Below are 24,358 nucleotides of genomic sequence, written 5' to 3' on the forward strand. Positions count from 1 at the left end.
GCGCATGGATGCCGCCGCCGCCCTCGCCCGTTGGCACGCCGTCGTCGAGAGTCGCGACCCCGCCGGGCTCCCCGGCCTCATCGCCGAGGACGCGGTCTTCCGCAGTCCGGCGGTGCACACGCCCCAGGAGGGTCGCGACACGGTCGTCGGCTACCTCACGGCCGCGTTCACCGTGCTGGGTCCGGGACTGACCTACGAGCGGGAGTGGCTCGGCGCGGACTCCGCGGTGCTCCAGTTCCGCACCGACGTCGGCGGCCTGCAGGTCTCCGGCGTCGACATCATCACCTGGGACGACGCCGGGCAGATCGTCGACTTCACCGTCATGGTGCGTCCGGCCAAGGCCCTGCAGGCGGTCATCGAGCAGATGGGCGCCGAGCTGCTGCGGATGCTGGAGGCCGCGGGCGGCTAGACCCAGAAGCCCCGCCCGCCGCCGTACCACTCGCCGAACTGCTCGCGGTAGGACGACCCGGGAGCCCGCGAGCCCAGGTAGGACCCGACCACCGCGGCCCCGAGGTCGTCGAGCTCGGGGCTGACCATCCGGCCGTCCACCCGGCGCGCCATCGAGTCGATGAAGCGCGCCAGTCCGGGGTCCTCGCCGAGGCGGAAGAACGTCACCTGGGCGCCCAGCCGGGCGGCGGCGTCGAGCTCGCGCACCGAGTGGGCGATCGTCAGGGGGTGGGGCGGGTAGGAGAACCACACCTCGCCGTCGGGCTCGAGGTGGGCGGTCGGCTCGCCGTCGGTGACGACGAGGAGCACCGGCTGGGCATTGGGGTGCTTGCGGAAGAACCGGTTGGCGAGCAGCAGCCCGTGGTGGAGGTTGGTGCCCTTGTCCCAGCGGGCGTCGAGGGCGGTGAGCTCCTCGATCTCCATGACCTGGGCGTGCCGGCCGAACGCGATCAGCTGGAGGTCGTCGCCGCGGAAGCGGGAGCGGATGAGCTGGTGCAGCGCCAGCGCGGTGCGCTTCATCGGCACCCATCGCCCGTCCATCGCCATCGAGAACGACGTGTCGACCAGCAGCACGACCGCCGCCTGGGTGCGCGCCTCGGTCTCGACCACCTCGATGTCGTCGACCTGGATCCGCACGGGCGACGAGCCTCCGTCACGCAGCACCGCGTTGGTGATCGTGCGCGGCACGTCCCACGGCTCGGTGTCGCCGAACTCCCAGCGCCGCGACGCGCCCGACGGCTCGCCGGCCAGGCCGGTCGTGCGCGTCTCGCGGGCGCCGGAGCGCCCGCTCATCCGCTCGGCCACGTCGCGCAGGAGCGCCTTGCCGAGCTGGCGCATCGCCTTGGGCGAGAGCCGCAGCTCGCCGTCGGAGCCGCGCTTGAGGTAGCCGCTGTCACGCAGCGCGCGCTCGAGCTCCTGCAGCGTCCTGGCGGCCACCGCCGCGTCGGGACCGAGCTGCTGGGCCAGCGCGTCGAGGTCGACGTCGTCCATCCGCGCGCCGTGGTGCGACTGGGCGAGCTGGTCGGCGAGCGCGTCGAGCTGGGCGAGGTCCTGCAGCGCGCCGGTGCCGTCGCCGAGGCCCATTCCCTGGTCGCCCTCGAAGCTCTCCGAGCCCGACCAGTCCTCGCCGGGGCGCAACGCCTGGAGGTTGGCGTCCATCCGCGCCAGCTGCTCCATCAGCTGCGGCGAGCCGAAGGCCTGCTGCGAGAGCTCCATCAGCTCCTGGCGCTGCTCGGGCGTCATCGAGTTGAGCATCCGCTGCGCCGCCGCGGCCCGCTGGGCGAGGGAGTCGAGCAGCTCGTCCATGTCCTGCGGGTCGTCGGGGAAGAAGTCGCCGTGCTTGTCCATGAAGTCGCGGAACTCGTCGTCGGTGACGCCGTCGGCGGCGTGCTTCTCGAGGAGGTCGTTGAGGTCGGAGAGCATCTCGTTGACCGCTGCCCGGTCGTCGTCGGTGGCGCCCTCGAGCGCCTGCTTCATGCCCGCGAAGCGCTGGTCGAGCAGCTCGCGACCGAGCAGGTCCTTGATCTCCTCGTAGGCCTCGCGCGCCTCCGACGACTGCCAGTCGTACGACGACAGCTCGCTCACCGCCGCCGGCGTGGAGGTCGGCAGGTTGTCGAGCATGAGCTCGCGGAAGGCCCGGTCGCCGTCGTCCATGGTGATGTCGCGCGCCAGCTGGCCGCGCTCGGCGAGGACCGCCCGGTCGAGGAGCTCGCGCACCTCGCGCATCGTGCCGTCGAGGTCGTTGCGCTGCAGGATCTCGCGCCGACGCTCGGCCACCTTCCGGGCGAGCTCGTCGAGCCCGGCCCGGTCGGTGCCGCCGCGGCGCAGGAACTCACGCATCGCCCGTTCGGGCGAGTAGCCGGCCATCACGTCCTGGCCAATGGCGTCGAGCGCCTCGGCCAGGTCGACCGGCGGGGCCAGCGGGTCGCCGCCGTCGTACTTGCGGAAGCGGCTCACCGCGGTCCCCTGCCCAGCTCCTTGCGGAGCCACACGTCGTCGGGCCAGTCGCGGTCGGTGACCCGCTCGACCTCGGTGAAGCCGTGGGCGCGGTAGAAGTCGTAGGCCTGCTGGTTGCCGTCGACGACCTCGAGCCACAGCACGTCGCCCTCGACCATCGCCTCGACCTCGGCCAGCAGGCGGCCGCCGATGCCGCGACCCTGGTGGTCGGGGTGGACGTAGAGCTTCCACATCACCTCGCGGTCGCCGGTGACGTGGGGGAAGTCCCGGTGCGACTGCGAGAGCCGGCCGAAGGCGGCCATCGCGACGACCTGGCCGTCGACCTCGGCGACGAGGTGCGCGTTGCGCGCCAGCGACCGCTCGAAGACCTCGGGCACCCACCACTCGTCGAGCATCCGCTGGGCGTACGCCGCGTCGATCGGGCCGTAGGTCGCCGGCACGACCGCCTCGCCGAGGGCGCGGAAGGCGGGGATGTCGGCCGTCGTGCCGGGGCGCAGCCTGATGTCGTGGGTGATGACGTGGGTGATGAACCCGTCGCCCCGCGTCTCGCCGGCCGCCTCACCCATAGACGGTCTCCCCGGCCTCGGTGTCCTTGCCGATCTTGCGCGCGAGGTAGAGGCCCTCGAGCGCCAGCTCGATCGCGGCGGCGCGCTCGCCGTCGTTGGTGGCCCCCAGCCGGTCGCACACCGCGTCGTAGAGGTCGGACTCCCCCAGAACGGGGAGACCGGCGAGGAAGTCGCGCGCCCCCACCCGGGCGCCGGTGCTGACCATCGCCCCCTCCTCGATGGCCTCGACGAGCAGGCGCAGGTCGATGCCGGCGAGGTGGGCGCGCACCGTCTCGGCGACCGCGGTGCGGAGCAGGTGGGTGAGGATCTCGGTCTCCCGGCCCTCCTCGCCGGTCTCGAACTCGATCTTGCCGCCGAGCACGTCGACCGCCGTCTCGAGATCGACGACGCGAGCCACGGCCTCGTCCTCGCCCTGCGTGGTGGCGCGGTGCAGGGCCGCGGCGGCGATGGTCTCGGCGCCCGCGATCGCGAAGCGCGCACTGACCCCGGAGCGCTGGTCGACCGACTGCGAGTCGCGCAGGTGGCGGGTGAACCGTGCCAGCACCTCGAGGAGGTAGGGCGGGACGGCGGCGACGAGGTCGGCCTCCTGCTCGATGACAGCGATCTCCTCCTCCACCTGCCGCGGGTAGTGGGTGCGGATCTCGGCGCCGAAGCGGTCCTTGAGCGGGGTGATGATGCGTCCGCGGTTGGTGTAGTCCTCGGGGTTGGCGCTGGCGACCACCAGCACGTCGAGCGGCAGCCGGAGGACGTAGCCGCGGATCTGGATGTCGCGCTCCTCCATCACGTTGAGCATCGCGACCTGGATCCGCTCGGCGAGGTCGGGCAGCTCGTTGATCGCCACGATCCCACGGTGGCTGCGCGGGATCAGGCCGAAGTGGATCGTCTCGGGGTCGCCGAGGTGGCGTCCCTCGGCGACCTTCATCGGGTCGACGTCGCCGATCAGGTCCGCCACCGACGTGTCCGGCGTCGCCAGCTTCTCGGCATACCTCTCGTCGCGGTGACGCCACGAGATGCGCAGGTCGTCACCGTAGGTCGCGACCGCCTGCTGGGACGTCACCGTGACCGGCTCGTAGGGGTGCTCGCCCAGCTCGGACCCGGAGATCACGGGTGTCCACTCGTCGAGCAGCGCCACCAGCGAGCGCAGCAGCCGGGTCTTGCCCTGGCCGCGCTCACCGAGCAGCACCATGTCATGACCGGCCAGCAGCGCCCGCTCGACCTGCGGGATCACCGTGTCGTCGAAGCCGTGCAGCCCGGGCCACGGGTCCTCGCCGGCGCGCAGCCGCGCGAGGAGGTTGTCGCGCAGCTCCTGGCGCAGCGGCTTGAGCCGGTGGCCGCTCTCGCGGAGCTGGCCGAGGGTGCTGGGCTCGGGGTGCTGGCTGGTCTGCTGGGCTGCGTGCGTCACGTCCTCCACGCTACGCAGGTCCGTCAACGTCGAGTGCGCTCGAAGACGCCCGGAAGAAGCTCCCCCGATCGGCGCGTACCGAGGGTCGAACCGGTCGCGACAGGGCAGGATGCCGCCATGCCCGCGGTCACGCTGCTCGTCCTGCTGGTCGTCGTGGCCGTGCCGGTGGCCTACTGGCTCGGTCGTACGTCGGCGCCCGCCGCGCCGCTCGCCACCGACCCGGCCGAGCTCGCCGAGCGCGACGCGTTCATCGAGCAGCTGCGCGAGCTCGCCTGGCAGCACCGCGACGTCTCCCCCGAGCTGTCCACCATCGTCATCGACGAGATCGCCCAGCGGCACCGCAAGGGCCGCGGCCTGCCCGGCCCGGGCGCCTGAACCCCGGCTCGCCCACCCACCCACGCACGCACCGCCCGCCCATCGCCCACCCACCGCACCCAAGGACCGCCATGCCCTCCATCGCCCCCGTCTCACAGCGTGTCGGCCGCGCCGGCAAGGTCCTGCTGGGCCTCGGGCTGGTCGTCGCCGTCCTGCTCGCTGTGCTCGTCGTCGTGCGGCCGACCACCGTCTCGACCGGCCCCGACCAGGTGGCGCTGCACTACAGCGACGGCGCCTTCACCCCCCGCCGGTTCCAGGACTGCGTGGAGAGCTCGCAGCGGGCCTGGCACGGACCGGGCGACAAGCACTACTCCTACCCGTCCTCGCAGCGCAACTACGTCTTCGGCCAGCAGGGCGACCGCGCTGCGGTGACGTTCGTGAGCAAGGACGGCATCGAGATGTCGGTCGACGGCGTCGCCGCGTTCCTGCTCAACACCGACTGCCGGACCCTGCAGAAGTTCCACGACCTCATCGGCAACCGCTACGCCGCCTACATGGACTCCTCCGACGGCAACGGCTCGGCGGGGTGGCTGGCGATGCTCAGCGTCTACATCAGCCGGCCCCTGGAGACCGCGATCGACCGCGCCAGCCAGAACTACACCTACACCGAGCTCTACACCGACCCCAACGTCAAGGCGCAGTGGGAGCAGGACGTCCTCGAGCAGATGCCCGACCTCGTCGGGCGCCAGATCGACGGCGACGAGGAGTTCTTCACCAACTTCGCCATCACCCTGCAGAAGCCGGTCCCGCCGGAGTCGGTGAAGGCGGCCCTGGTCGCCCAGCAGGAGGCGGTCGCGCGGGCGAAGGCCAAGGAGGCCGAGGCCGCGGCGCAGGTGAAGGCGGCGCAGGCGCAGGTCGAGGTCGAGCGCGCCGAGGCGGCGAAGATCGCCGAGCGGATCAAGGTGCTCGGCCGCGAGGGCTACCTGCGGCAGTACGCGATCGACAAGGGCCTCAACCCCTACCAGCCGACGACCGGCGCGCTGATCACCAACTCCGGACCCTGACGCGCGGGACCTTCGGCCCTGCTGAGGACGACCCGGCCGGGCGAGGCTGGGAGTCGAGCCGAAGGAGGACCCATGCACACCACGCACGACCTGTCCCGGGAGGACTGCACCCGCCTGCTCACTGCCGGCGTCGCAGGCCGGGTCGCGGTCACGACTCCGACCGGGCCGCACATCCTGCCGGTCAACTACGCCGTGGACCACGAGTCCATCCTGATCCGCACCACGGCCTACAGCCTGCTCGGCACCTACGGTCGTGACGCCCAGCTGTGCTTCGAGGTCGACCAGTTCGACTACGAGCTCAAGCGGGGCTGGAGCGTGGTGGTGCGCGGACGCGGACGATTCGTCGACGACCAGGACGAGCTCGCGGAGATCGCCCGGTCGTGGCAGCCGCGCCCGTGGGCCACCGGCCAGCGCAACCTCATCGTCCGGATCGCGTGGACCGAGGTGACGGGCCGCCAGCTCGGCGACGGATGGGACCCGTGGCAGCACCTGCCGGTACGCCGGCTCGCCTGACGGCAGACTGGGGCCCGTGACCCCCACCCCACCCTCCTCCGACCTCGGCGACGACGCCCGCTCGCTGCTCGAGGCCGTCACGGCCATCTCCAGCGACCTCGACCTCACGAGCGTGCTCACCCGCATCATCGAGGCGGCGACCGCGCTGACCGGTGCCCGCTACGGTGCGCTCGGCGTCCTCAGCAGCGACGGCGACCTGGCCGAGTTCATCACCACGGGCATCGACGAGCGCACCCGCGCCCTGATCGGCGACCTGCCCCGCGGACGCGGGATCCTGGGGGTGATCATCGAGGACCCCTCGGGCCTGCGGCTGGCCGACCTGAGCGCCCACCCCGCGTCGGTCGGCTTCCCACCCGACCACCCACCGATGAAGACGTTCCTCGGCATGCCCCTGCGCATCCGGGGCACCGTGTTCGGCAACCTCTACCTCACCGAGAAGGCCGGCAGCGGCCCCTTCACCGAGGCCGACGAGCGGCTCGTCGAGGAGCTCGCCCGCACCGCCGGCTACGTCATCAGCAACGCACGCTCGTTCGCCGTCAGCGAGCGTCGCCGGCAGTGGCTGGAGGCCTCGGCCGAGCTCGCCGAGCTCCTCCAGCCGCCCGTGGACCTCGACGCCGTGCTGCCGCAGATCGTCTCGACCGCACGCCAGGTCTCCCGCGCGCGGGCGGTGGCGCTGCTCTCCTCGCTCGACCCCGAGCACGACTCGATCAGCCTCGCGCCCGACGCCACGGCCGATGCCGACCGGATCACCGACATGATGTCCGCCGCGCGGGCGGCCGTCGAGCCCGGCAGCAGCGCCGCGGTCGTGACGACCGGCGCCGACGGCGTGCCCCTCGTCGTCGTGCCCCTGCGCTCCCACCTCGCCCCCGTCGCTGCGCTCGTCGCGGTCGCCGAGCCCGGCTCGAGCCTGCTCGACGTGCAGGAGCGTGACCTCTTCGCCGGGTTCGCCGACCAGCTGGCGCTGTCCCTCGACCGCACCCAGGCGCTCGCCGACCGTCAGGAGCTGGCGCTGATCTCCGACCGCGAGCGGATCGCCCGCGACCTGCACGACATCGTCATCCAGCGCCTCTTCGCGACCGGCCTGCAGCTGCAGGGCATCGCGGCGATGAACGGCGGCAGCGCGATCGCCGAGCGGCTGGACAAGTCGGTGGCCGACCTCGACGACACGATCAAGGCGATCCGCGGCACCATCTTCGAGCTCCAGGACCGGCGCGGCGACTCGCTGCGCGCCGCGATCCGCAAGCTCGTCAAGGAGTACGTCCCGGTGCTGGGCTTCACCCCGGTGGTCCGCACGTCCGGGCCCGTCGACACGGCCGTCCCGCCGGAGATCGGCTCCCAGCTCGTCGCCGTGCTCCGCGAGGCGGTCTCCAACGTCGCCCGGCACGCCCTGGCCGATGCCGCCGAGGTCGACGTGGTCGTCGCGGGAGACCGCCTCGAGCTGCGGGTGACCGACGACGGCGTCGGCCTGCCGGACGAGATGATCGAGAGCGGCCTGCGCAACGCGCGCCGCCGCGCGGCCGACCTCGGCGGCACGCTGGAGCTGTCCCGCGTCGGCGAGCGCGGCACGCTGCTGGTGTGGCGCGTGCCGCTGCAGTGACCCACACGCGAGAGGACCCGGCGCTGTGGGCGCCGGGTCCGGGTTGTGTGGTGTGGGTGGGTGTCAGCGGAGGATGGGGAACCTGCGGACCAGTGCGGTGTTGCTCCACCAGCGGCCCAGGCCCCAGGTCATGCCGGCCGCGCCGAGGGCGAGGACGACCATCACGATGACGCCGATGAGGTGGTCGTCGACGATGGGGTTGTTCTCCAGCGGGAACGCGGCGAGGTACATGAAGGCGTACATCAGGGCGCCCGCAGCGGTGCCGATCCGCATCCCGATCCCGAGCAGCAGGGTCAGGCCGATGCCGAGCAGGCCGGCCATGAAGAGCCAGTCGACCCAGGCGTGTCCGGCCAGGGAGGTGAAGAACCCGTGGAAGGGGTTGTCGGCCGGGACGCCGAAGGACAGGAACCCCTCGGTGGGGCTGCCGCCGTTGATCCAGGCGGCGGGGCCGAAGCGGTCGAGGTTGCCTGCCTGGTCGTAGCCGGTGTGGAAGCCCAGGGCGAAGGTCTTGTCGAGGAAGGCCCACAGGAAGGTCACTCCGAAGGCGATCCGCAGGACGGCGAGGGCGCGGGCGAAGCCCGGGCGGGTGACCTCCTCGGTCTCGGAGGTGGTGACGCCCTCGGTGCTGATGTGGTGCTGGCGGTGGATGACGCTCATCGTCATCTCCTCCTCGGTTCACGATTCCGGATGTCTTCCGGTACCTCTACTGTCCGCCGAGGGGCGGGGTCGCGTGGAGGGGAGGACGTCCATGATCGGCCGGGACCAAGGTCCCCACCACCCAGGGACCTCAGGGCGTGGCGCCACCGAGGAGCTTGGAGGCCAGCACGGCGGCCTGCGTCCGCCGCTCGAGGCCCAGCTTGGACAGGATGCTGGAGACGTAGTTCTTGACCGTCTTCTCGGCCAGGAACATCTGCTCGGCGATCTGCCGGTTGGTCAGGCCCTCGGCGATGTGGCCCAGCAGGATGCGCTCCTGGTCGGTCAGCGAGCTCAGCTCATCGGGGGTGTCGGGGCCCTTGCGGATCCGCTCCAGCACGGTCGCGGTCATGGCCGGGTCGATGAGGGACCGGCCCGAGGCGACGTGGCGCACGGCGGTGACCAGGTCGGAGCTGCGGATCTCCTTGAGGACGTAGCCGGACGCGCCCGCCATGATGGCGGCGAAGAGCGCCTCGTCGTCGTCGTAGGACGTGAGGATGAGGGCGTTGATCGACGGGTCGACCGCCCGCACGGCCCGGCACACCTCGATGCCCGACCCGTCGGGCAGCCGGGCGTCGAGCACGGCGACGTCGGGCCGCAGGGCGGGGATCCGCGCGGTCGCCTCGGTCGCGGTCGCGGACTGGCCCACGACGACGATGTCCTCCTGCTGCTCGAGGAGGAACTTCAGACCCTCACGGACGACGTCGTGGTCGTCGAGGAGGAAGACGCGGATCGGCTCGGACATGCGGACATTCCACCAGATGCGCGGCGCGGACCACACACACGTACGCTGGCCGGACCCGTGAGCGCCGGGGCGACCCACCTCGACAAGATCCCCCCGCGAGTGGTTGAGGCAGCCTCGGCCTGCGTACTCCTGCGCCCGTGATGCCCAGTTTCCCACTGTCTTCCTGAGGTCACGGACGGTCTCCTCCGGACCGTGCCGGACGCTGCGTGGGCGTCCTTGTTGTCCCTCCGGGGCGGGCGCATGCTGAGTGATCCACGTCACGCCAACGATCGGGGACGTAGCTCATGAAGAAGACACTCATCAGCGCGCTTTCCGCGCTCGCCCTCGTGGTCGTGACCACGGGGGCCACCCTCGGCATCCAACGGTCGGCTGCGGGACAGGCGGACCTCCCCTGGATGAACACCGCGCTCTCACCGACGCAGCGCACCGAGCTGCTGCTGGACGCGATGACGCTCGACCAGAAGCTCCAGCAGATCTTCAACCAGCCCTTCTACAACGACGACCTCGACGACGGCGTCCCGGACAACGGCAAGGGGTGCGACTTCACCCAGATCGGCCGCCACATCGAGGGCATCCCGGAGCTGGCGATCCCCGACTTCCGGATGGCCAACGGCGGCACCGGCATCCGCGGGGGCGACTGCCTCCCGGAGCCGACCGCGACGGCACTGCCCGCCCAGATCTCGTCGGCGGCGACGTTCAGCCGACCCCTCGGAGACCGTTGGGGCCAGGTGCTCGACCTGGAGCTGCGGGCCTGGGCCCACCAGGTGCTGTGGGGACCGGTGCTCAACCTGATCCGCACGCCCTACGGCGGGCGCAACAACGAGTTCTTCAGCGAGGACCCCTACCTGACCGGCGTGCTCGCGTCGAAGATCATCAGCGGCATCCAGGCGCGCGGGGTGAGCCAGGCGACCGCCAAGCACTTCGTCGCCAACGACTCCGAGTTCCAGTTCGAGCGGTGGACCGCGGCGATCCGGGTCCCCTCACGGGCGATGCACGAGCTCTACCTGCTGCCGTTCGAGATGGCCGTCAAGGACGCCAAGGTCGCTTCCGTGATGTGCGCCTACGGCTACGTCAACTTCAGCTACAACTGCGAGAGCGCGCCCCTGCTGCGCCAGACCCTGCGGGACGACTGGGGCTTCGACGGCTACGTGTTCTCCGACCGGCGCGCCCAGCAGAGCACGGTGCCCTCGATCCTCGCCGGCACCGACGTCGAGGTCGACGAGGCACCCGAGTGGTACGCGCCCGACCTGGTGAAGGCAGCGATCGCCGCCGGCCAGGTCACCGAGGCCGACATCGACGACATGCTCCGAGACCGCTACATCAAGATGTTCCAGTTCGGCGACTTCGACGACCCGGCCACGTCCTTCGGCTGGGACCAGCTCCAGGACGAGCTGGCCAAGGGTGGTCCGCACGCGCAGGTCGCCAAGGACGCTGCCGCGGAGAGCCTGGTGCTCCTGCGCAACGAGCGCAAGCAGCTGCCGCTCGACGCCAGGGCGATCGACTCCGTGGCGCTGATCGGCCCCAAGTGGTTCGCCGGCGAGGCGACCCTGCCGCCGCGCAGCGGTGACCGGACGCGCAACATCTCCGTCAACGCGCCGTACGAGGTCACGCCCCAGGAGGGCCTGCAGAACACGCTGCGCAGCCTCGGCGCCGGAGACGCCACGGTCACCTACAACAACGCCACCAACATCGGCAACGCCATCGCCCTGGCCCAGAGGTCCGACGTGACCATCCTGATGGTCGGCGACGTCGCCCGCGAGACGTGGGACAAGAACAGCAACTACCAGGACGAGAACCCGGGCGGCAACGTCTCGGGTGCCGGCAACGAGATCCCCGACCTGGACCTGCCCACGGTGCAGGGCACCGACCAGCAGGAGCTGATCCCCCGCATGCTCGACGCGGTCCCCGACACGGTGATGGTGCTGAAGACCCAGGGGCAGGTGAACATGCCCTGGATCAACAAGGTCGACACCCTGGTGGAGGCGTGGTACCCGGGCCAGGAGGACGGCAACGTCGTGGCCGACGCGCTCTTCGGGGTCACCAACTTCTCCGGCAAGCTCCCGGTGACCTTCGGGCGGACCGACCGCGAGGCGGCCTACCAGACCAAGGAGCAGTACCCGGGCTACCAGGAGGACACGGGAGTCGACGGCGGCATCGGTCGCGACCCGATCCCCGGGGCGCCGCAGCGGGTGGTCCGCTACACCGAAGGGCTCAAGATGGGCTACCGGTGGTACCAGGCGACCGGCACCCAGCCGCTGTTCCCCTTCGGCTACGGGCTGTCCTACACGACCTTCGGCTACAGCAACCTCGACGTGGCCAAGATCCGCCAGGACCGGCGTACGACCGGCCTGAGGGTCAGCTACACCGTGACCAACACCGGCGACGTCGCCGGCAAGGAGGCCTCGCAGGTCTATCTGAGGCTGCCACGTGAGGCCCGGGAGAACTTCAACCGCCTCGTCGAGTTCCAGAAGGTCAGCCTCGCCCCCGGTGAGAGCAACCGCGTCACGGTGGTCCTGGACGCCAAGGCGTCCAATCACCCGTTCTCCTACTACGTGCCCGACGATCCCGACGACCTCAAGCTGTGGGCGGAAGGCGAGTGGAGGACGCCGGACGGCGACTTCACGATCTTCGTCGGCGGCTCGTCCGAGGATCTCCCGCTGCGACGGACGGTGGATCTCCGCGACCTGGCCACCACCCCCTCGAGCACCAAGGCGCCGTCGCGGATCAAGAAGCCGACCGTGCGCCCGAAGCGGGTGACGACGAAGACCCGGGCGCGCATCAAGTTCGCCGTCGTCTCGGGCGGACAGCCCGCCGCAGGCAAGGTCCGCGTCCGGCAGGGCGGGGGCGTGATCGGGCGCGCCACCCTCGACCGACGCGGAATCGCGAAGGTCAGGATCTCGCGGCTCAAGGCGGGCAAGCGCAAGGTCAAGCTCGTCTACCTCGGGTCCGAGGTCTCGCAGCGAGCCACCCGGACGCTCGTGATCCGGGTCAAGAAGGCCAGGAGGAGGTAGTCGCAGAGGCCGGCGACGAGCGGGAACGAGCTGGGCCGGCTGTGCCGATGCGTCGCCGGTGCGGGATCGCCCTGGGGCTGCTCGTGCTCACCCTGAGCGCCTGCACCGGGGACGCTCCCGCACCCGCGCGCCCGACGCCCGAGGCGACCACCGGCTCCCCGACGGGTCCGCGGGCCGGGCTGGTCGCCACCGACGGGACGCCCGTCGACGTCCCGGTGCCGGACCCGCCGACCGGATCGTCGTACGACGTCACGGAGCTGGACGCCGACCCGGAGCCGGGCACCGGTGACGACGCCCCGGCCATCCGGGAGGCGCTGGCCACCGCAGGGGCGGGCGACGAGGTCGTCCTCCCCGCCGGGGTCTACGACCTGCGGTCGACCGACCCCGACGACGCGGAGGCCAACCTGCTGCTCCCCGACGGCGTGCGGCTGCGCGGGGCCGGGCAGGGCGCCACCGTGCTGCGCACGTCGCTCGACGGCGAGGACGACAGCGCCGTCGTCCGTGCGATGGGCGTGCACGACGCCGCCGTCGCGGGTCTCACCATCAGCTCCGAGCACACCGGGGCGCTCGGCACCGACCCCGACGACGAGGGCCCGGGAGGTGGGCCCATGTATGGCGTGCAGATCGGCGACGGCAGCCGACGGATCCTGGTCGAGGACGTCTCCGTGGAGCTGTTCCAGCGCCACGGCATCACCCTCAAGGGCACCCGCGAGGTGACGGTGACCGGCTGCCGGGTCGCCGACGCCACCAGCGTCGGCCCGGGCGGGTCGGGCTACGGCATCGCCGTGGAGGGCATGGCCGACCAGCGCGACCCCGACGCCGGCGACGACTCACGGCACAACGTGGTGGTGGACAACCACCTGGACGGCACGCACCTGCGGCACGGCATCCTGCTGCAGTTCCCCACGCACAACAACCTGATCGCGGGCAACACCATCGACGGGGGTGTGCTGGACGCGATCGACCTGCACGGCGAGGGCGAGTACCTCAACGAGATCCGCGACAACACGGTCACCGACGTCCCCGCCGCCGCGGTGGCACTGGGCAACTCCGGAGGCGAGAAGCACCGGCACGACGCGAGCGGTGAGGGCAACTGGGTCCACGACAACAGGCTGGTGGGCAACCTCCAGGGGGTGCTCGTCATCCTCGGCACCCCGGACACCCTCGTCGAGGACAATGACATCGTCGGCAGCCGCGGCTCCGCGGTGGGCATCGAGCTGCGCAACGCACCCGGGACGGTCGTGCGCGACAACTCCGTCGCCGGGGGCGACGCCGACTTCTGGGCGATCGTGGTGACCGAGGACGAGGGCACCGACGGCCGGGGCGCCGGCGTCGCCACCGACGTGCTGATCGCCGGCAACCGGGTCACCGGCCCTGCGAACGGCATCGACGTCGAGGCCGGACGCGCGATCGAGGTCACCGGCAACTCGGTCGACGTCGACGGCACCCCGGTGCGGGTCTCCCCCGACGCCGAGGTCCGCGGCGTCTCAGGGACGCGATGACACGTGGGGCCGGGCCAGGTCGAGGTACATCACGTGGAGGCCGACCCTGCCGTGGCTGGCACTGTCGAAGGCACGCGGCACCGTGCCCACGACCTCGAAGCCGAGCTGCTGCCACAGGCGGACGGCGGCCACGTTGGTCTCGACGACCGCGTTGAACTGGATGCCGGCGAAGCCCTGCCCGCGGTGCCAGGCCACCATGTCGTCGGCGAGCCGCCGCCCGATGCCGCGGCCGCGGGCCGCCGCGTCCACCATGAAGGACGCGGTGCCGACGTGCGCGCCACGCCCCGGGCGGTTCGGGCCCATCTTGGCGGATCCGAGCACGCGATCGCCCTCCTCGAGGACGGTCACCCGGCTGCCGTCGAACCACCAGCCCCGCGCCTGCTCGGAGGTGGCGCCGAGCGGGTAGGCATAGGTCTCGCCGGCCTCGACGACCTCACGCCAGATCGGCCAGATCGCGGCCCAGTCTGCGTCGGTGGCCTCGCGGACGCCGGTGGGCACGCTCATACGTCGGTCGCGCCGTCGATCGACTGGCGGATGAGGTCGGCGTGGCCGGCGTGGCGGGCGTACTCCTCGACCATGTGCACGAGGACCCAGCGGATCGTGACGGTCTCGCCCTTCTCGGGCGGGCGCCGGCGGGCGACGGGGCGGCCCGGGTCGGGGTCAGCCGTGAGCGCGGCGTCGAGACAGGCGTCGGAGCGCCGGATGGCCGCGGCGAGCAGTCCGTCGAGCTCGGCGTGGGTCTGGCCGGCTGCGCTGTGCCAGTCCCAGTCGGGGTCGTCGCCCCACGGGGCGGTGTCCCACGGCGGAGCCGGCTCGTTGGCCGCGAGGTGGTAGGAGAGCCACCAGTCCTCGACGTAGGCCAGGTGCTTGAGCATCCCACCCAGGGTCAGGTCGCTCGGCGCCAGCGCCTGGTCGAGCTGCGCGTCGGTGAGCCCGCTGGCCTGCAGCCGGACCGTGGCGCGGAAGTGGTCGAGGAAGGACCGCAGCATCGTGGTCTCGTCGGCGCTGAAGGGCGGGTCGGGCCGCTCGATCGTCATGGCACGCGACCCTAGCGGCCGCTCAGAGCACCGGTCCCTCGCCGCGCAGCTTGTCGACCTCGGCCATCGCGTCGCGCAGCTGCTCGAGCCACTCCTCGGCGTGCTCGCCGACGAGCCGCACCGACCACGCGAGCGCGTCGGAGCGGGACCGGGCGACGCCGGCGTCGACGAGCGTGTCGAGCACGCGCCGCTCCGGCTGGCGCAGCCGGGTCATCACCGGCGCGGCGACGTGGGTGAAGAGCGCCTCGGTGTCGCCGATCCGCACCCCCCACGACACCTTGCGCTGGTAGCGGGCCTGGGCCTCGCGCGCGATCTCGATGCGCTCTTCCTTCGTCTCGGCGCGGAAGCGGCCGATGCGGCCCTCCGCCTCGGCACCGCTGAGGTCGTCGGCACCGGACAGGGTGCCGACGACGAGGACCTCCTCGCGGTCGACGGTGACGTCGACCGCGCTGAACCATGCCTCGGGCAGCCGCCCGTGGAACCACTCGGACGCGTCGGAGGCGTCCGGCAGGTCCGCGACCTGCCACCCGCCGCGGCGACCGCGACGGCTCTCATCGTTCTTCATGCATTACATGATTACACCGCAAGTCAAACGATGTCGATATCCTCGCGGCGTGCTGCCCACCCCCTGCCCCTGCGGGTCCGGAGCGACCTACGACGCCTGCTGCGGTCCGCTGCTCGCCAACGTCGCCCAGGCGGCGACGCCGGAGCAGCTCATGCGCTCGCGCTACACCGCCTTCGTCACCGGCGACGCCGACCACCTCTTCCGCACCTGGCACCCGCGCACCCGCCCCGACGACGTCCGTCCCGACCCCGGCACGCGGTGGACCGGCCTGCGGGTCGTGGCCGCCGAGGGCGACACCGTCGAGTTCGTCGCGACCTACGAGGGCGGGCAGGTGCACGAGGTGAGCCGGTTCGAGCGCCGGGCCGGCCGGTGGTGCTACGTCGACGGCGAGGTCGACCGGGACGTCACGCGCTGACGCCGACCACGGCGGGGGCGGCGAGCTGCGGAGGCGACGCCGCGTCGGCCCTACCTGCCGACGATGCCGAGGGCCGCGTCCACGATGTCGGACGTGTCGATCTGGTGCAGGGCGTACGCCTCGGCCAGGCTGCTCGACTGGCCGAAGTCCGTCACACCCAGGCAACGGATGCGGTCGCCACGCACCCCGGCGAGGAACGACAGGGTGTGGGGGTGGCCGTCCTGGACCGTGACCAGCGGTGCCGGGGCGTGCGCCGGGAAGATCTCCCCGACGATGTCGCCGTCGCCCGCCTCGCGGACACCGTGCTGCTGGAAGGACCTGAAGACCAGGTCCGGACTGGTCAGGCACACGAGGCCGGCGGTGACCCCACTGTCGGCCAGCACCTCGGCTGCCGCGATGACCTCGGGCATCATCGCACCCACGCCCACCAGGGTGACGTCGTCGCGACCGGCGGGGTGGGCGCTGAGGCGGTAGCCGCCCGCGATGGCCTGGCGTCGGCGGCGCTCGAGGAGCGACGGCTCCTCGGGCAGCCGGGCGAGCGCCGGGTCGAGCGGCCTGGTGGAGAGGCGGAAGTAGGACGAGGTCCCGCCGGGGATGCCGACCCGGCTGGCGGCGTGGAGGAACGTCCACTCCAGGTCGGAGGCGAACGCCGGCTCCCAGGCGATGCAGCCGGGCTGCTCCAGGCCGATGGAAGGCGTGGTGATGGACTGGTGCGCCCCGCCCTCCGGCGCGAGCGTGACTCCCGAGGGAGTGCCCACGAGGATGGACTGCCCGCCGGCATAGATCCCGTAGGACCACGGCTCGAGCGCGCGGCTGACGAAGGGGTCGTAGATCGTGGCGATCGGGATGAGTCGCTCGCCCCAGCGCGACCACGTGGTGCCCAGCTCGCCGAGGAGTCCGACGAGGTTCACTTCCGCGATGCCGAGCTCGATGTGCTGTCCGGCCTCGCTCTCGGACCACCGCAGCACGCGCTCGCGGTCGTCGGCGAACCAGTCATGGCGCTCCCGCACGGACCACACGCCGGTCTTGTTGATCCACCCGCCCAGGTTGGTGGACGAGGCGACGTCCGGGCTGCAGGTCACCATCCGGGCGGCGACGTCGGGGGCGTCGCGGACGAGGTCGGCGAGCAGGCGTCCCAGCGCCGCCTGGGTGGAGACCGGCTTGCGGTGCGGGTGCCCCAGCGAGGTCGGCACAGCGATCGCGGGGGTGCTGGCCAGCGCGGGGCGGCGCAGCTCGTCGGCACGCCGGGCGCACAGGCGGCCGGCGTCGGAGGTGCTGGGGAAGGTCGCCCAGGGGTCGGCGAGGTCGGTGCCGCAGGCCTCGGCGAGCTGCCGCATCTGCGGCTCGGTCAGCAGGGCGGAGTGGTTGTTGGGGTGGCCCTCGGTCGCCAGCCCGCGGCCCTTGATCGTGTAGGCGAAGACCACCGTGGGGCGGTGGTCGTCGGCACCGTCGAACGTGTCGACGAGCAGCGACAGGTCGTGCCCGCCGAGATCTCGGACGGCGTGAGCGAGGTCCTCGGGGCTCAGGCTCTCGACGAGGTCGCGCAGTGCCGGCGACTCCTGCGCGGCGAGGATGCGCTCGGCGACGCCGGTGTCCGGGACGCGCAGCATCCGCTGGTACTCCTCGTTCGGCATCGCCTCGAGTCGCTGTCGCAGCTCCTGTCCCCCGGGACGCTCGAAGAGCTCGGAGATGAACCGACCCCACTTCAGGGTGACGACCTGCCACCCGGCGGCGGCGAACATGCCGTGCAACCGCTCGATCTGGATGTCGGGCACGATCCGGTCGAGCGACTGGCGGTTGAGGTCGACGACCCACAGCAGCTCTCCGAGCGAGGCGACCTGGGGGTCGGCGACGGCCTCCCAGATGGCGCCCTCATCGAGCTCCGCGTCCCCGAGGAGGCTGACGAAGCGGCCTGCCTCGGGCGTGTCCGGGAAGTGTGAGCGCGCGTAGCGATGGGACACGGCCGCCCACAACGCGGCGGTGGCGCCGATGCCGACCGATCCGGTCGAGAAGTCGACGGTGTCGGGGTCCTTGAGCCGGCTCGGGTAGCTCTGCAGGCCGCCCTTCGACCGCAGCGTCGTCAGGTAGGCCGGGTCGAGGTCGCCGAGCAGGTAGTTGATGGCGTGCAGGACCGGGGAGGCGTGGGGCTTCACCGAGACCCGGTCGGTGGGACCGAGGGTGTGGAACCACAGTGCGACCATGATGTCGACGATGGACGCCGAGGATGACTGGTGCCCGCCGACCTTCACGCCGCTGCTGTTGGGCCGGCCGCGGTTGGCCGCGTCGACGATGGCGGCGGAGAGCCACAGCACGCGCTGCGAGATCGAGCGCAGCACGGCTGCCTGCGCGGCGTCCTCCCCCGGGGCCAGGGGCGCCTGCGCCGAGGCAGCGCCGGTCGTGCCGAAAGGCGGGGCCATGGTCATGCTGGTCTCCTCGGTCATCGTGCGTCGCGTGTCGTCAAGCGTTCAGTGCATCCGAGAAGCGTCGTCGCCACCACGTCCGGTGCGGCTCAGCGCCTCCCTGCGTGAGGGGTCGTCGGCGGCCGACGAGAGCCACTGGATCGTGGAGGACGGGGCCGTCGGGTTGCTGAGGGTGCCGATCTCGTCGATCGTGATCTCGACGAGGTCCCCGGGACGGAGCGTGAAGTCGAGGTCCGGGACGATGCCGGTGCCGGTCGCGAGCACCGCCCCGTCCGGGAGCGCGAGGGCCCGGCCCAGGTGGAGGACGAGGTCGTCGAGCCGACGGTGCATGCGCGCGGTGCTCGTGCGTTCGTCCAGCAGCGTGCGGCCGTCTCGCCGGACGACGAGGCGGATCCCCAGCGCGTGGGCATCGGGCACCTCCCAGGCCGGCCGGACGAGCGCCCCGATCGCGCACGAGCCGTCATACATCTTCGCCTGCGGCAGGTAGAGCGGGTTGTCGCCCTCGATGTCGCGCGACGAGACGTCGTCACAGATCGTGTAGCCCAGGATCTCGCCGCCGGCCGTGACGAGCATCGCGAGCTCGGGCTCGGGCACGGTGAGAGCGGCGTCGGGCCGGACGCCGATCGGCTCACCGTCGGTGACCGTGCGCCAGCCGGGGGCCTTGAAGAACAGCTCCGGCCGCTCGGCGTCGTAGACCCGCGCGTAGACGTCCTGGGACGCGGTGGTCTCCTCGATCCGGGCATCCATCGATCGCTCGTAGGTCACCCCCGCGGCCCACACCTCCATGCGGCCGTCGACCGGCGGGAGCAGCAGGACGTCGTCACGCGAGCAGGCCTCGCCGGCCGGCGGTCGGGTGACCAGGCTCTGGATCTCGGCCACCGGGCGCCGGAGCAGCTCGGCGAAGCCCGAGACGTCGGGCAGCGGCAGCACGTCGTCGTCGACGAGGACGCCGACGCGCTCGCGCCACGTGGCGCGCTCGGCGTAGCGGATCAGGTGCATGGGAGAGGTCCGTCCGTCACTGGCCGACCGAGGGGCTCTCGGCGGCCCAGGCGCGGATCGCGTCGTCGTGCTCGCCGAGCAGCGGGGGCGGGCTGTGGCTGGTCCGGCCCGCCGGCTCCCCCTCCGGGCTCTCGAAGCGGAGCGGGGGCCCGGGCAGCCGGACGGGTCCGAGCGTGGGGTGGTCCACCTCGACCACCAGGCCCTGGCTGATCGTCTGGTCCCATTCGTAGACCTGGTCGATCGTGCGGATCCGGCCCGCCGGGACGCCCGCCTCGTCGAGGCGGGCCAGCCAGGTGTCCGCCGGCGCTGTGGCGAGCCGTTCCTCGATCGCCTCGATCAGCTCCGGGCGGTGGTCGACGCGGAGCCGCGAGGTGGTGAAGCGCGGGTCGTCCGGGTCCAGGCCGAGGCAGCCCGCGAACACGCGCCACTGCTGGTCGTTGCCGACAGCGGCCTGGATCATGCCGTCGGCCGCCCGGAACGACCCGTACGGCGCGATCGCCGGGTGGTGGTTGCCACTGGCCTGCGGCACCTCACCCGCCACGGTCCACCGGGTCCCCTGGAAGGCATGGACGCTCACGATGGCCGCCAGCAGCGAGGTCCGGACCACGGTGCCGCGTCCGGTCCGCTCCCGCGCGGCGAGGGCGGTCGCGACGCCGAACGCGCCGTTCATCCCGGCCAGCAGGTCCGCGATGGGTACGCCGACCTTGGTGGGGTGCTGCGGGTCCGGCCCGGTGAGGGACATGAGCCCGCCCTCACCCTGGGCGATCTGGTCGTAGCCCGCGCGGCCACCCTCCGGACCGTCGTGCCCGAACCCGCTGATGGACAGCACGACGAGTCGTGGGTTGATCTCGGCCAGGCGGGTGACCGGGAACCCGAGCCGGTCGAGCACGCCGGGACGGAAGTTCTCGATGAGCACGTCGGCCTTGGCCACCAACGCCGCCAGCGTCGCGCTGTCGGTCGGGGTCTTGAGGTCGAGGCGGACGGACTCCTTGTTGCGGTTGGCCGAGAGGTAGTAGGTCGACACCGGGTCGTCCTCCGGCCCGACGAACGGCGGCCCCCAGCCTCGGGAGTCGTCACCGGTCGCCGTCTCCACCTTGATCACCCGGGCCCCCATGTCGGCGAGCATCATCGCCGCATGTGGACCGGCGAGCGCCCGGGACAGGTCGAGCACCACGGTGCCGGCCAGCGGGCCGGCGACCTCGGTCGTCATCGGCCCTGCCACTCGACCTGCTCCTTGGCGGCGAAGGCCGCGACGGCACGGTGGAAGTCCTCGCTGGCGAAGGCGCGCGCGACGATGTCGTCGCCCTCCGGGATGGTCATCCGGCGGAACCGGCGGACCGCCTCCTTGGCCGCCCACATCGAGATCGGGGCGTGACCGAGCAGGGTCTGCACCACGCCGTCGGTCGCAGAGGACAGCTCGTCCTCGCCGCACAGCTCGGCCACGAATCCCGAGGCGTGCGCCTCCTCGCCCGTGAGCAGCCGCGCCCGCAGCAACAGGTCGAGGGCCACCGACGGACCCACCTGCTGGATCAGGATCGAGTAGTTGTTCATCGACAGGCAGTTGCCGAGCGTCCGGGCGATGGGCAGCCCGAACCGCGCCGAGGGGGTGGCGATCCGGAGGTCGCAGACGCTCGCCAGGCCGAGGCCACCACCGACGCAGAAGCCCTGGATGGCCGCCACGGTCGGGACGTCCACGTCCTCCAGCCGGTTGGTGATGCGAGCGATCTTCTCCTCGTAGGCGACGCCCTGCTCACCCTCGGTGAAGTCGGCGAACTGGCTGATGTCGGTGCCGGCGATGAAGGCCTTGTCGCTGCTGCTGCGCAGCACCATGACCCTGATCTCGGCGTCGGCGTCGGCGCGCTCGCACGCGTCGAACAGTCCTTCGTACATCTCCCACGTCATCGCGTTGCGCTGGCGCGGGCGGTTGAACGTGACGGTGAGGACGGGGCCGTCCTGCTCGACGAGCAGCTGCGGGGCGTCGTTCATGTCGGGGGGTACCTCCGGGGTCACTGGACGGATTCGGTGGCCGCCGCGCGGCGGCCACGGAGCAGACGGGAGAAGATGGCCGGCGCGACCACCTGGAGCAGTGCCAGGCCGAGGACGACCATGACGATCGGCCGCTCGAAGATGATGGCGAGGCTGCCGTCACCCATGGCGGAGGTCTGCACCAGCGCCTTCTCGAACAGCGGGCCGAGCACCAGGCCGAGCACCAGCGGCGCCATCGGCAGGTCCAGCCGCTTCATGAAGTAGCCGACGATCCCGAAGATCAGCACGACCCAGACGCTGAACATGCTGTTGGTGACGGAGTACGCGCCGATGAAGCTGGTGAGCAGGATCAGCGGGTACATGTACCCGTAGGGCACGCGCAGGATCTGCGCGAAGACCGGCGCCAGGGGCAGGTTGAGCAGCAGCAGGATCACGTTGCCGATGAAGAACGAGGCGATCAGGCCCCACACCAGCTCGGGCTGCTCGTCGAAGAGCAGCGGCCCGGGCCGGATGCCGTTCATCAGGAACGCACCGAGCAGCACGGCAGTCGTGGCACCGCCGGGGATGCCGAGGGTCAGCGTCGGCACGAAGTTGGCGTTCGCCGCGGCGTTGTTGGCGGCCTCAGGGGCGGCGACGCCCTCGATCGCGCCCTTGCCGAACTCGGCCTTGTTCTTCGACACGTTCTTCTCGATGCCGTAGGCCATGAACGAGGCGAGCGTCGAGCCGGCACCCGGCAGGACGCCGAACGCGAAGCCGAGGAAGCTGCCGCGGAGGATGGCGCCACGGGACCGCAGCAGGTCGGCCTTCGTGATCATCAGCTCCCTGAAGCCCGCCCGGATGGGCCGCGCGGCTCCTTCATGGATCTGGTTCAACACCTCGCCGACCGCGAAGAGACCGATCATCACCTCCACGAACGGGATGCCCGAGAGCAGGTAGATGGAGTCGAACGTGTAGCGGGCGGTGCCGCTGCCGGTGTCGACGCCGACGCAGGCGATGAGGAGTCCCACGAGCGCCATGAGCAGGCCGAGCAGGCGGTTGTCGCCGGCGAAGCTGATGATCGTCGCGAGGCCGAGGACCATCACGGCCATCATCTCCGGCGGGCCGAACTTCAACGCCCACTGGGCGAACGGCGGAGCCAGCAGGATGAGCAGCACGAGCGAGATGATCGCCGCGACGAACGAGCCGATGGCCGCGATGGCCAGCGCTGCTCCGGCGCGTCCCTGTTTCGCCATCTGGTAGCCGTCGAGCGTGGTCACCACGCTCGCCGCCTCGCCCGGTGTGGAGATGAGGACGGACGTGATGGTGCCGCCGTACTGCGAGCCGTAGTAGATGCCGGCGAGCATGATCACCGCCGTGACTGGCTCGAAGGCGAGAGTCAGGGGCAGCAGCACGGCGACGCCGGTGGTGGATCCCAGTCCGGGGAGGACGCCGATCACGGTGCCCATGAAGACCCCGACGAAGCACCAGAGCAGGTTCTCGGGGGTCAGCGCCGTCTGGAAGCCCAGCATGAGGTTGTCGAGCATCTGCTAACCACCTATCCCGATAGCGCCGGCTGGGAGGGGAACGTTGAGGACGACCGAGAACACGAGGTAGATCACCAGCACGGACACCGCCGAGATGATGACCGACGAGAGCCAGGGACGGCGCTCGACCACGATCGAGGCGAAGAGGCTGAACAGCCCCAGGGCGCCCAGGAGGCCGACCACGGGGACGAGCAGGAGTGCGACCACCAACGCCACGGTCACGATCTGCAGCTGTCGCATCCGTTGCGCCGCCGTCCGACCGAAGATGTCGACGCCACTGTCGGCACTCTCGACGTCGGACCCGGTGTCGGCTGCCGGCCCGGACGCGGGAAGGCTGTCCGGAGCCACCGACTGGGCGACCTCGGCCAGGCCGTGGTCGTGCCGAGTCCGGTGTCCGGTCAACGTCGAGACGAGCAGCCCGGCCGAGATCAGCGTGATGAGACCGCCGAAGACGGCCGGCAGGAGGCCCGGTCCGATCCGGTTGCCCTCGGTGAAGGCGGGGTAGTCGAACGCGGTCAACGTGGCGTAGCCGCCGATCGCGGTGAGGAAGCCGTACGCGACGGCCTCCTCGACCGCGATCCGGCGTGCTGGAGCGCTCACTCGCCCATGACCTCTGCCAGCTGGGAGCTGTTCTCCTCGAGGTAGGTGGAGAACTCGTCGCCACCGGCGGCGTTGGCCTGGAGGAAGTTGTCCTCGATGTAGGTGGTGTACTCGTCGGTCTCGATGGCCGCCTCCATCTGCTCGACCCAGTAGTCCTTGGCCGCGTCACTGATGTCCCCCGGGGCGAGCACGCCGCGGAACTGCGCGAACGACACGTCGATGCCCTGCTCGCTCGCGGTCGGGATGTCCTTCAGCTCGTCGTACTCGTAGCGCTCGTCGGCGTAGGCGCACAGGGCCTTGATGTCGCCGGACTCGAGCTGCCCGATCACCTCGCCCGGGTTGAGGGAGGCGATGTCGATCTGCTTGCCCAGCAGCGCGGCGGTGAGCTCTCCGCCGGACTCGAACGAGACCCGGTCGAACTCGACGTCGGTCTGCTGCTCGGTCAGGGTGAACACGACGTTGTCGAGGCCGGTGGCCCCGCTGATCCCGGCCACGATCCGGTCGCTCTTGGCCGCGTCGACGACATCGGCGCAGGTCTCGTAGGGAGCGTCTGCACGGGTCACCATCAGGGTGAAGTCGTCGGCGATCTTCATGATCGGCGTGAAGTCCTCGTAGGTCCACTTGACGACGCCGCTCAGCGGCAGCGCGAGCAACGCGGTCTCCGAGGCGAGGAGGTACTGCTCGTTGCCGGACTGACCCTGGAGCTGGGCGTACCCGACGGCGCCCGAGCCTCCGTCGCGGTTCTCGACGTTGATGTTGAGGTCGTCGTTGGCCGCCTCCATGGCGGCGGCCGTGGCCCGGCCGGCGAGGTCGCTGCCGCCGCCGGCGGCGAACGGGATGAGCATGGTGACGTCGCCGTCGAGGGTGAACTCCCCGTCGGCGTCACTGCCGCCGCCTCCGCCACAGGCGGTGAGCAGGCTGAGCACGGCGGCGGCCGCAAAGGTCGTACGGATGGTGGGCTTCACGTGGAGCTCCTTCAATGGGTGACGCTGAGAGGGGTGG

23 protein-coding genes are annotated in these 24,358 nt (G+C 71.5%); 8 read left to right on the forward strand and 15 right to left on the reverse strand.

The features are described from left to right. The first annotated feature begins 4 nt into the window (after positions 1 to 4). Entirely contained in the window at positions 5 to 409 is a 405-nt protein-coding gene (locus JX575_RS15445) for a nuclear transport factor 2 family protein (RefSeq protein WP_186340448.1), read from the forward strand. On the opposite strand, the gene JX575_RS15450 is transcribed toward JX575_RS15445, so the two are convergent. From JX575_RS15450 to JX575_RS15460, 3 genes are read right to left on the reverse strand one after another with little or no spacing between them, the layout of a single operon-like run. Then, a complete protein-coding gene (locus JX575_RS15450) occupies positions 406 to 2,403 on the reverse strand; it encodes a VWA domain-containing protein (RefSeq protein ID WP_186340447.1) in 1,998 nt (665 codons plus the stop codon). The genes JX575_RS15445 and JX575_RS15450 overlap by 4 nt on opposite strands. Further along, complete coding sequence (locus tag JX575_RS15455) at positions 2,400 to 2,969, reverse strand: GNAT family N-acetyltransferase (RefSeq protein WP_186340446.1); 570 nt, start codon at positions 2,967 to 2,969, stop codon at positions 2,400 to 2,402. Before JX575_RS15455 ends, JX575_RS15450 begins: the two co-directional genes overlap by 4 nt. Continuing rightward, positions 2,962 to 4,371 carry a sigma 54-interacting transcriptional regulator gene (locus JX575_RS15460; protein WP_186340445.1) on the reverse strand — a complete coding sequence of 470 codons (1,410 nt, stop codon included), beginning with the start codon at positions 4,369 to 4,371 and terminating at the stop codon, positions 2,962 to 2,964. Before JX575_RS15460 ends, JX575_RS15455 begins: the two co-directional genes overlap by 8 nt. Positions 4,372 to 4,488: 117 nt before the next feature. On the opposite strand from JX575_RS15460, the gene JX575_RS15465 reads away from it, so the two are divergent. The 4 genes from JX575_RS15465 (at position 4,489) to JX575_RS15480 (ending at position 7,860) form a co-directional block, all read left to right on the forward strand. Continuing rightward, positions 4,489 to 4,746 carry a hypothetical protein gene (locus tag JX575_RS15465; protein WP_186340444.1) on the forward strand — a complete coding sequence of 86 codons (258 nt, stop codon included), beginning with the start codon at positions 4,489 to 4,491 and terminating at the stop codon, positions 4,744 to 4,746. Between the two features lie 71 nt (positions 4,747 to 4,817). Beyond that, positions 4,818 to 5,750, forward strand: a complete 933-nt coding sequence (locus JX575_RS15470) for an SPFH domain-containing protein (RefSeq protein WP_186340443.1) — start codon at positions 4,818 to 4,820, stop codon at positions 5,748 to 5,750. A gap of 72 nt (positions 5,751 to 5,822) precedes the next feature. Further along, positions 5,823 to 6,263: a pyridoxamine 5'-phosphate oxidase family protein gene (locus JX575_RS15475; protein ID WP_186340442.1), complete on the forward strand. Its 441-nt coding sequence runs from the start codon at positions 5,823 to 5,825 to the stop codon at positions 6,261 to 6,263. Positions 6,264 to 6,279: 16 nt separating this feature from the next. Continuing rightward, positions 6,280 to 7,860, forward strand: a complete 1,581-nt coding sequence (locus JX575_RS15480; RefSeq protein WP_186340441.1) for a GAF domain-containing sensor histidine kinase — start codon at positions 6,280 to 6,282, stop codon at positions 7,858 to 7,860. A gap of 63 nt (positions 7,861 to 7,923) precedes the next feature. On the opposite strand, the gene JX575_RS15485 is transcribed toward JX575_RS15480, so the two are convergent. Both JX575_RS15485 and JX575_RS15490 read right to left on the reverse strand, forming a co-directional pair. Then, positions 7,924 to 8,517, reverse strand: coding sequence for a hypothetical protein (locus tag JX575_RS15485; RefSeq protein WP_241005197.1), 594 nt, complete (start codon positions 8,515 to 8,517; stop codon positions 7,924 to 7,926). Positions 8,518 to 8,647: 130 nt separating this feature from the next. Beyond that, a complete protein-coding gene (locus tag JX575_RS15490; RefSeq protein WP_186342743.1) occupies positions 8,648 to 9,298 on the reverse strand; it encodes a response regulator transcription factor in 651 nt (216 codons plus the stop codon). Between the two features lie 284 nt (positions 9,299 to 9,582). Between JX575_RS15490 and JX575_RS15495 the strand changes: the two genes are divergently transcribed. Then, positions 9,583 to 12,309 (forward strand): glycoside hydrolase family 3 C-terminal domain-containing protein, encoded by a 2,727-nt coding sequence (locus tag JX575_RS15495; RefSeq protein WP_186342742.1) that lies wholly within the window; start codon positions 9,583 to 9,585, stop codon positions 12,307 to 12,309. Between the two features lie 47 nt (positions 12,310 to 12,356). Next, the gene (locus JX575_RS15500) at positions 12,357 to 13,811 is read left to right on the forward strand and encodes a right-handed parallel beta-helix repeat-containing protein (protein WP_186342741.1); all 1,455 of its coding nucleotides are present in this window, start codon (positions 12,357 to 12,359) and stop codon (positions 13,809 to 13,811) included. Here JX575_RS15500 and JX575_RS15505 read toward each other — a convergent pair. From JX575_RS15505 to JX575_RS15515, 3 genes are read right to left on the reverse strand one after another with little or no spacing between them, the layout of a single operon-like run. After that, entirely contained in the window at positions 13,797 to 14,315 is a 519-nt protein-coding gene (locus JX575_RS15505) for a GNAT family N-acetyltransferase (protein ID WP_186342740.1), read from the reverse strand. The genes JX575_RS15500 and JX575_RS15505 overlap by 15 nt on opposite strands. Then, positions 14,312 to 14,848, reverse strand: a complete 537-nt coding sequence (locus tag JX575_RS15510; RefSeq protein ID WP_186342739.1) for a DinB family protein — start codon at positions 14,846 to 14,848, stop codon at positions 14,312 to 14,314. The genes JX575_RS15505 and JX575_RS15510 overlap by 4 nt, the downstream gene beginning before the upstream one ends. A gap of 22 nt (positions 14,849 to 14,870) precedes the next feature. Next, a complete protein-coding gene (locus JX575_RS15515) occupies positions 14,871 to 15,413 on the reverse strand; it encodes a hypothetical protein (RefSeq protein WP_186342738.1) in 543 nt (180 codons plus the stop codon). A gap of 52 nt (positions 15,414 to 15,465) precedes the next feature. Here JX575_RS15515 and JX575_RS15520 point away from each other — a divergent pair, with 52 nt between their 5' ends. Continuing rightward, positions 15,466 to 15,828, forward strand: a complete 363-nt coding sequence (locus JX575_RS15520; protein ID WP_206054663.1) for a YchJ family metal-binding protein — start codon at positions 15,466 to 15,468, stop codon at positions 15,826 to 15,828. A gap of 50 nt (positions 15,829 to 15,878) precedes the next feature. Here the strand turns inward: JX575_RS15520 and JX575_RS15525 are convergent, their stop codons facing one another. The 7 genes from JX575_RS15525 to JX575_RS15555 are packed head-to-tail and all read right to left on the reverse strand — an operon-like array spanning position 15,879 to position 24,321. After that, on the reverse strand, positions 15,879 to 18,251 hold the full coding sequence (locus JX575_RS15525) for a pyruvate dehydrogenase (RefSeq protein ID WP_241005198.1): 2,373 nt from the start codon (positions 18,249 to 18,251) through the stop codon (positions 15,879 to 15,881). Between the two features lie 42 nt (positions 18,252 to 18,293). Then, positions 18,294 to 19,247, reverse strand: coding sequence for a fumarylacetoacetate hydrolase family protein (locus tag JX575_RS15530; protein ID WP_186342736.1), 954 nt, complete (start codon positions 19,245 to 19,247; stop codon positions 18,294 to 18,296). A gap of 16 nt (positions 19,248 to 19,263) precedes the next feature. After that, entirely contained in the window at positions 19,264 to 20,457 is a 1,194-nt protein-coding gene (locus JX575_RS15535; protein ID WP_186342735.1) for a CoA transferase, read from the reverse strand. Further along, on the reverse strand, positions 20,454 to 21,233 hold the full coding sequence (locus tag JX575_RS15540; protein WP_186342734.1) for an enoyl-CoA hydratase: 780 nt from the start codon (positions 21,231 to 21,233) through the stop codon (positions 20,454 to 20,456). The genes JX575_RS15535 and JX575_RS15540 overlap by 4 nt, the downstream gene beginning before the upstream one ends. A 20-nt stretch (positions 21,234 to 21,253) precedes the next feature. After that, the gene (locus JX575_RS15545) at positions 21,254 to 22,756 is read right to left on the reverse strand and encodes a tripartite tricarboxylate transporter permease (protein ID WP_186342733.1); all 1,503 of its coding nucleotides are present in this window, start codon (positions 22,754 to 22,756) and stop codon (positions 21,254 to 21,256) included. Between the two features lie 3 nt (positions 22,757 to 22,759). Then, the gene (locus JX575_RS15550; RefSeq protein WP_186342732.1) at positions 22,760 to 23,356 is read right to left on the reverse strand and encodes a tripartite tricarboxylate transporter TctB family protein; all 597 of its coding nucleotides are present in this window, start codon (positions 23,354 to 23,356) and stop codon (positions 22,760 to 22,762) included. Continuing rightward, entirely contained in the window at positions 23,353 to 24,321 is a 969-nt protein-coding gene (locus tag JX575_RS15555; protein ID WP_206054418.1) for a tripartite tricarboxylate transporter substrate-binding protein, read from the reverse strand. The genes JX575_RS15550 and JX575_RS15555 overlap by 4 nt, the downstream gene beginning before the upstream one ends. Positions 24,322 to 24,358: the final 37 nt, after the last annotated feature.

It is taken from the genome of Nocardioides sp. zg-1228, assembly GCF_017086465.1.
Taxonomy (GTDB): Bacteria; Actinomycetota; Actinomycetes; order Propionibacteriales; family Nocardioidaceae; genus Nocardioides.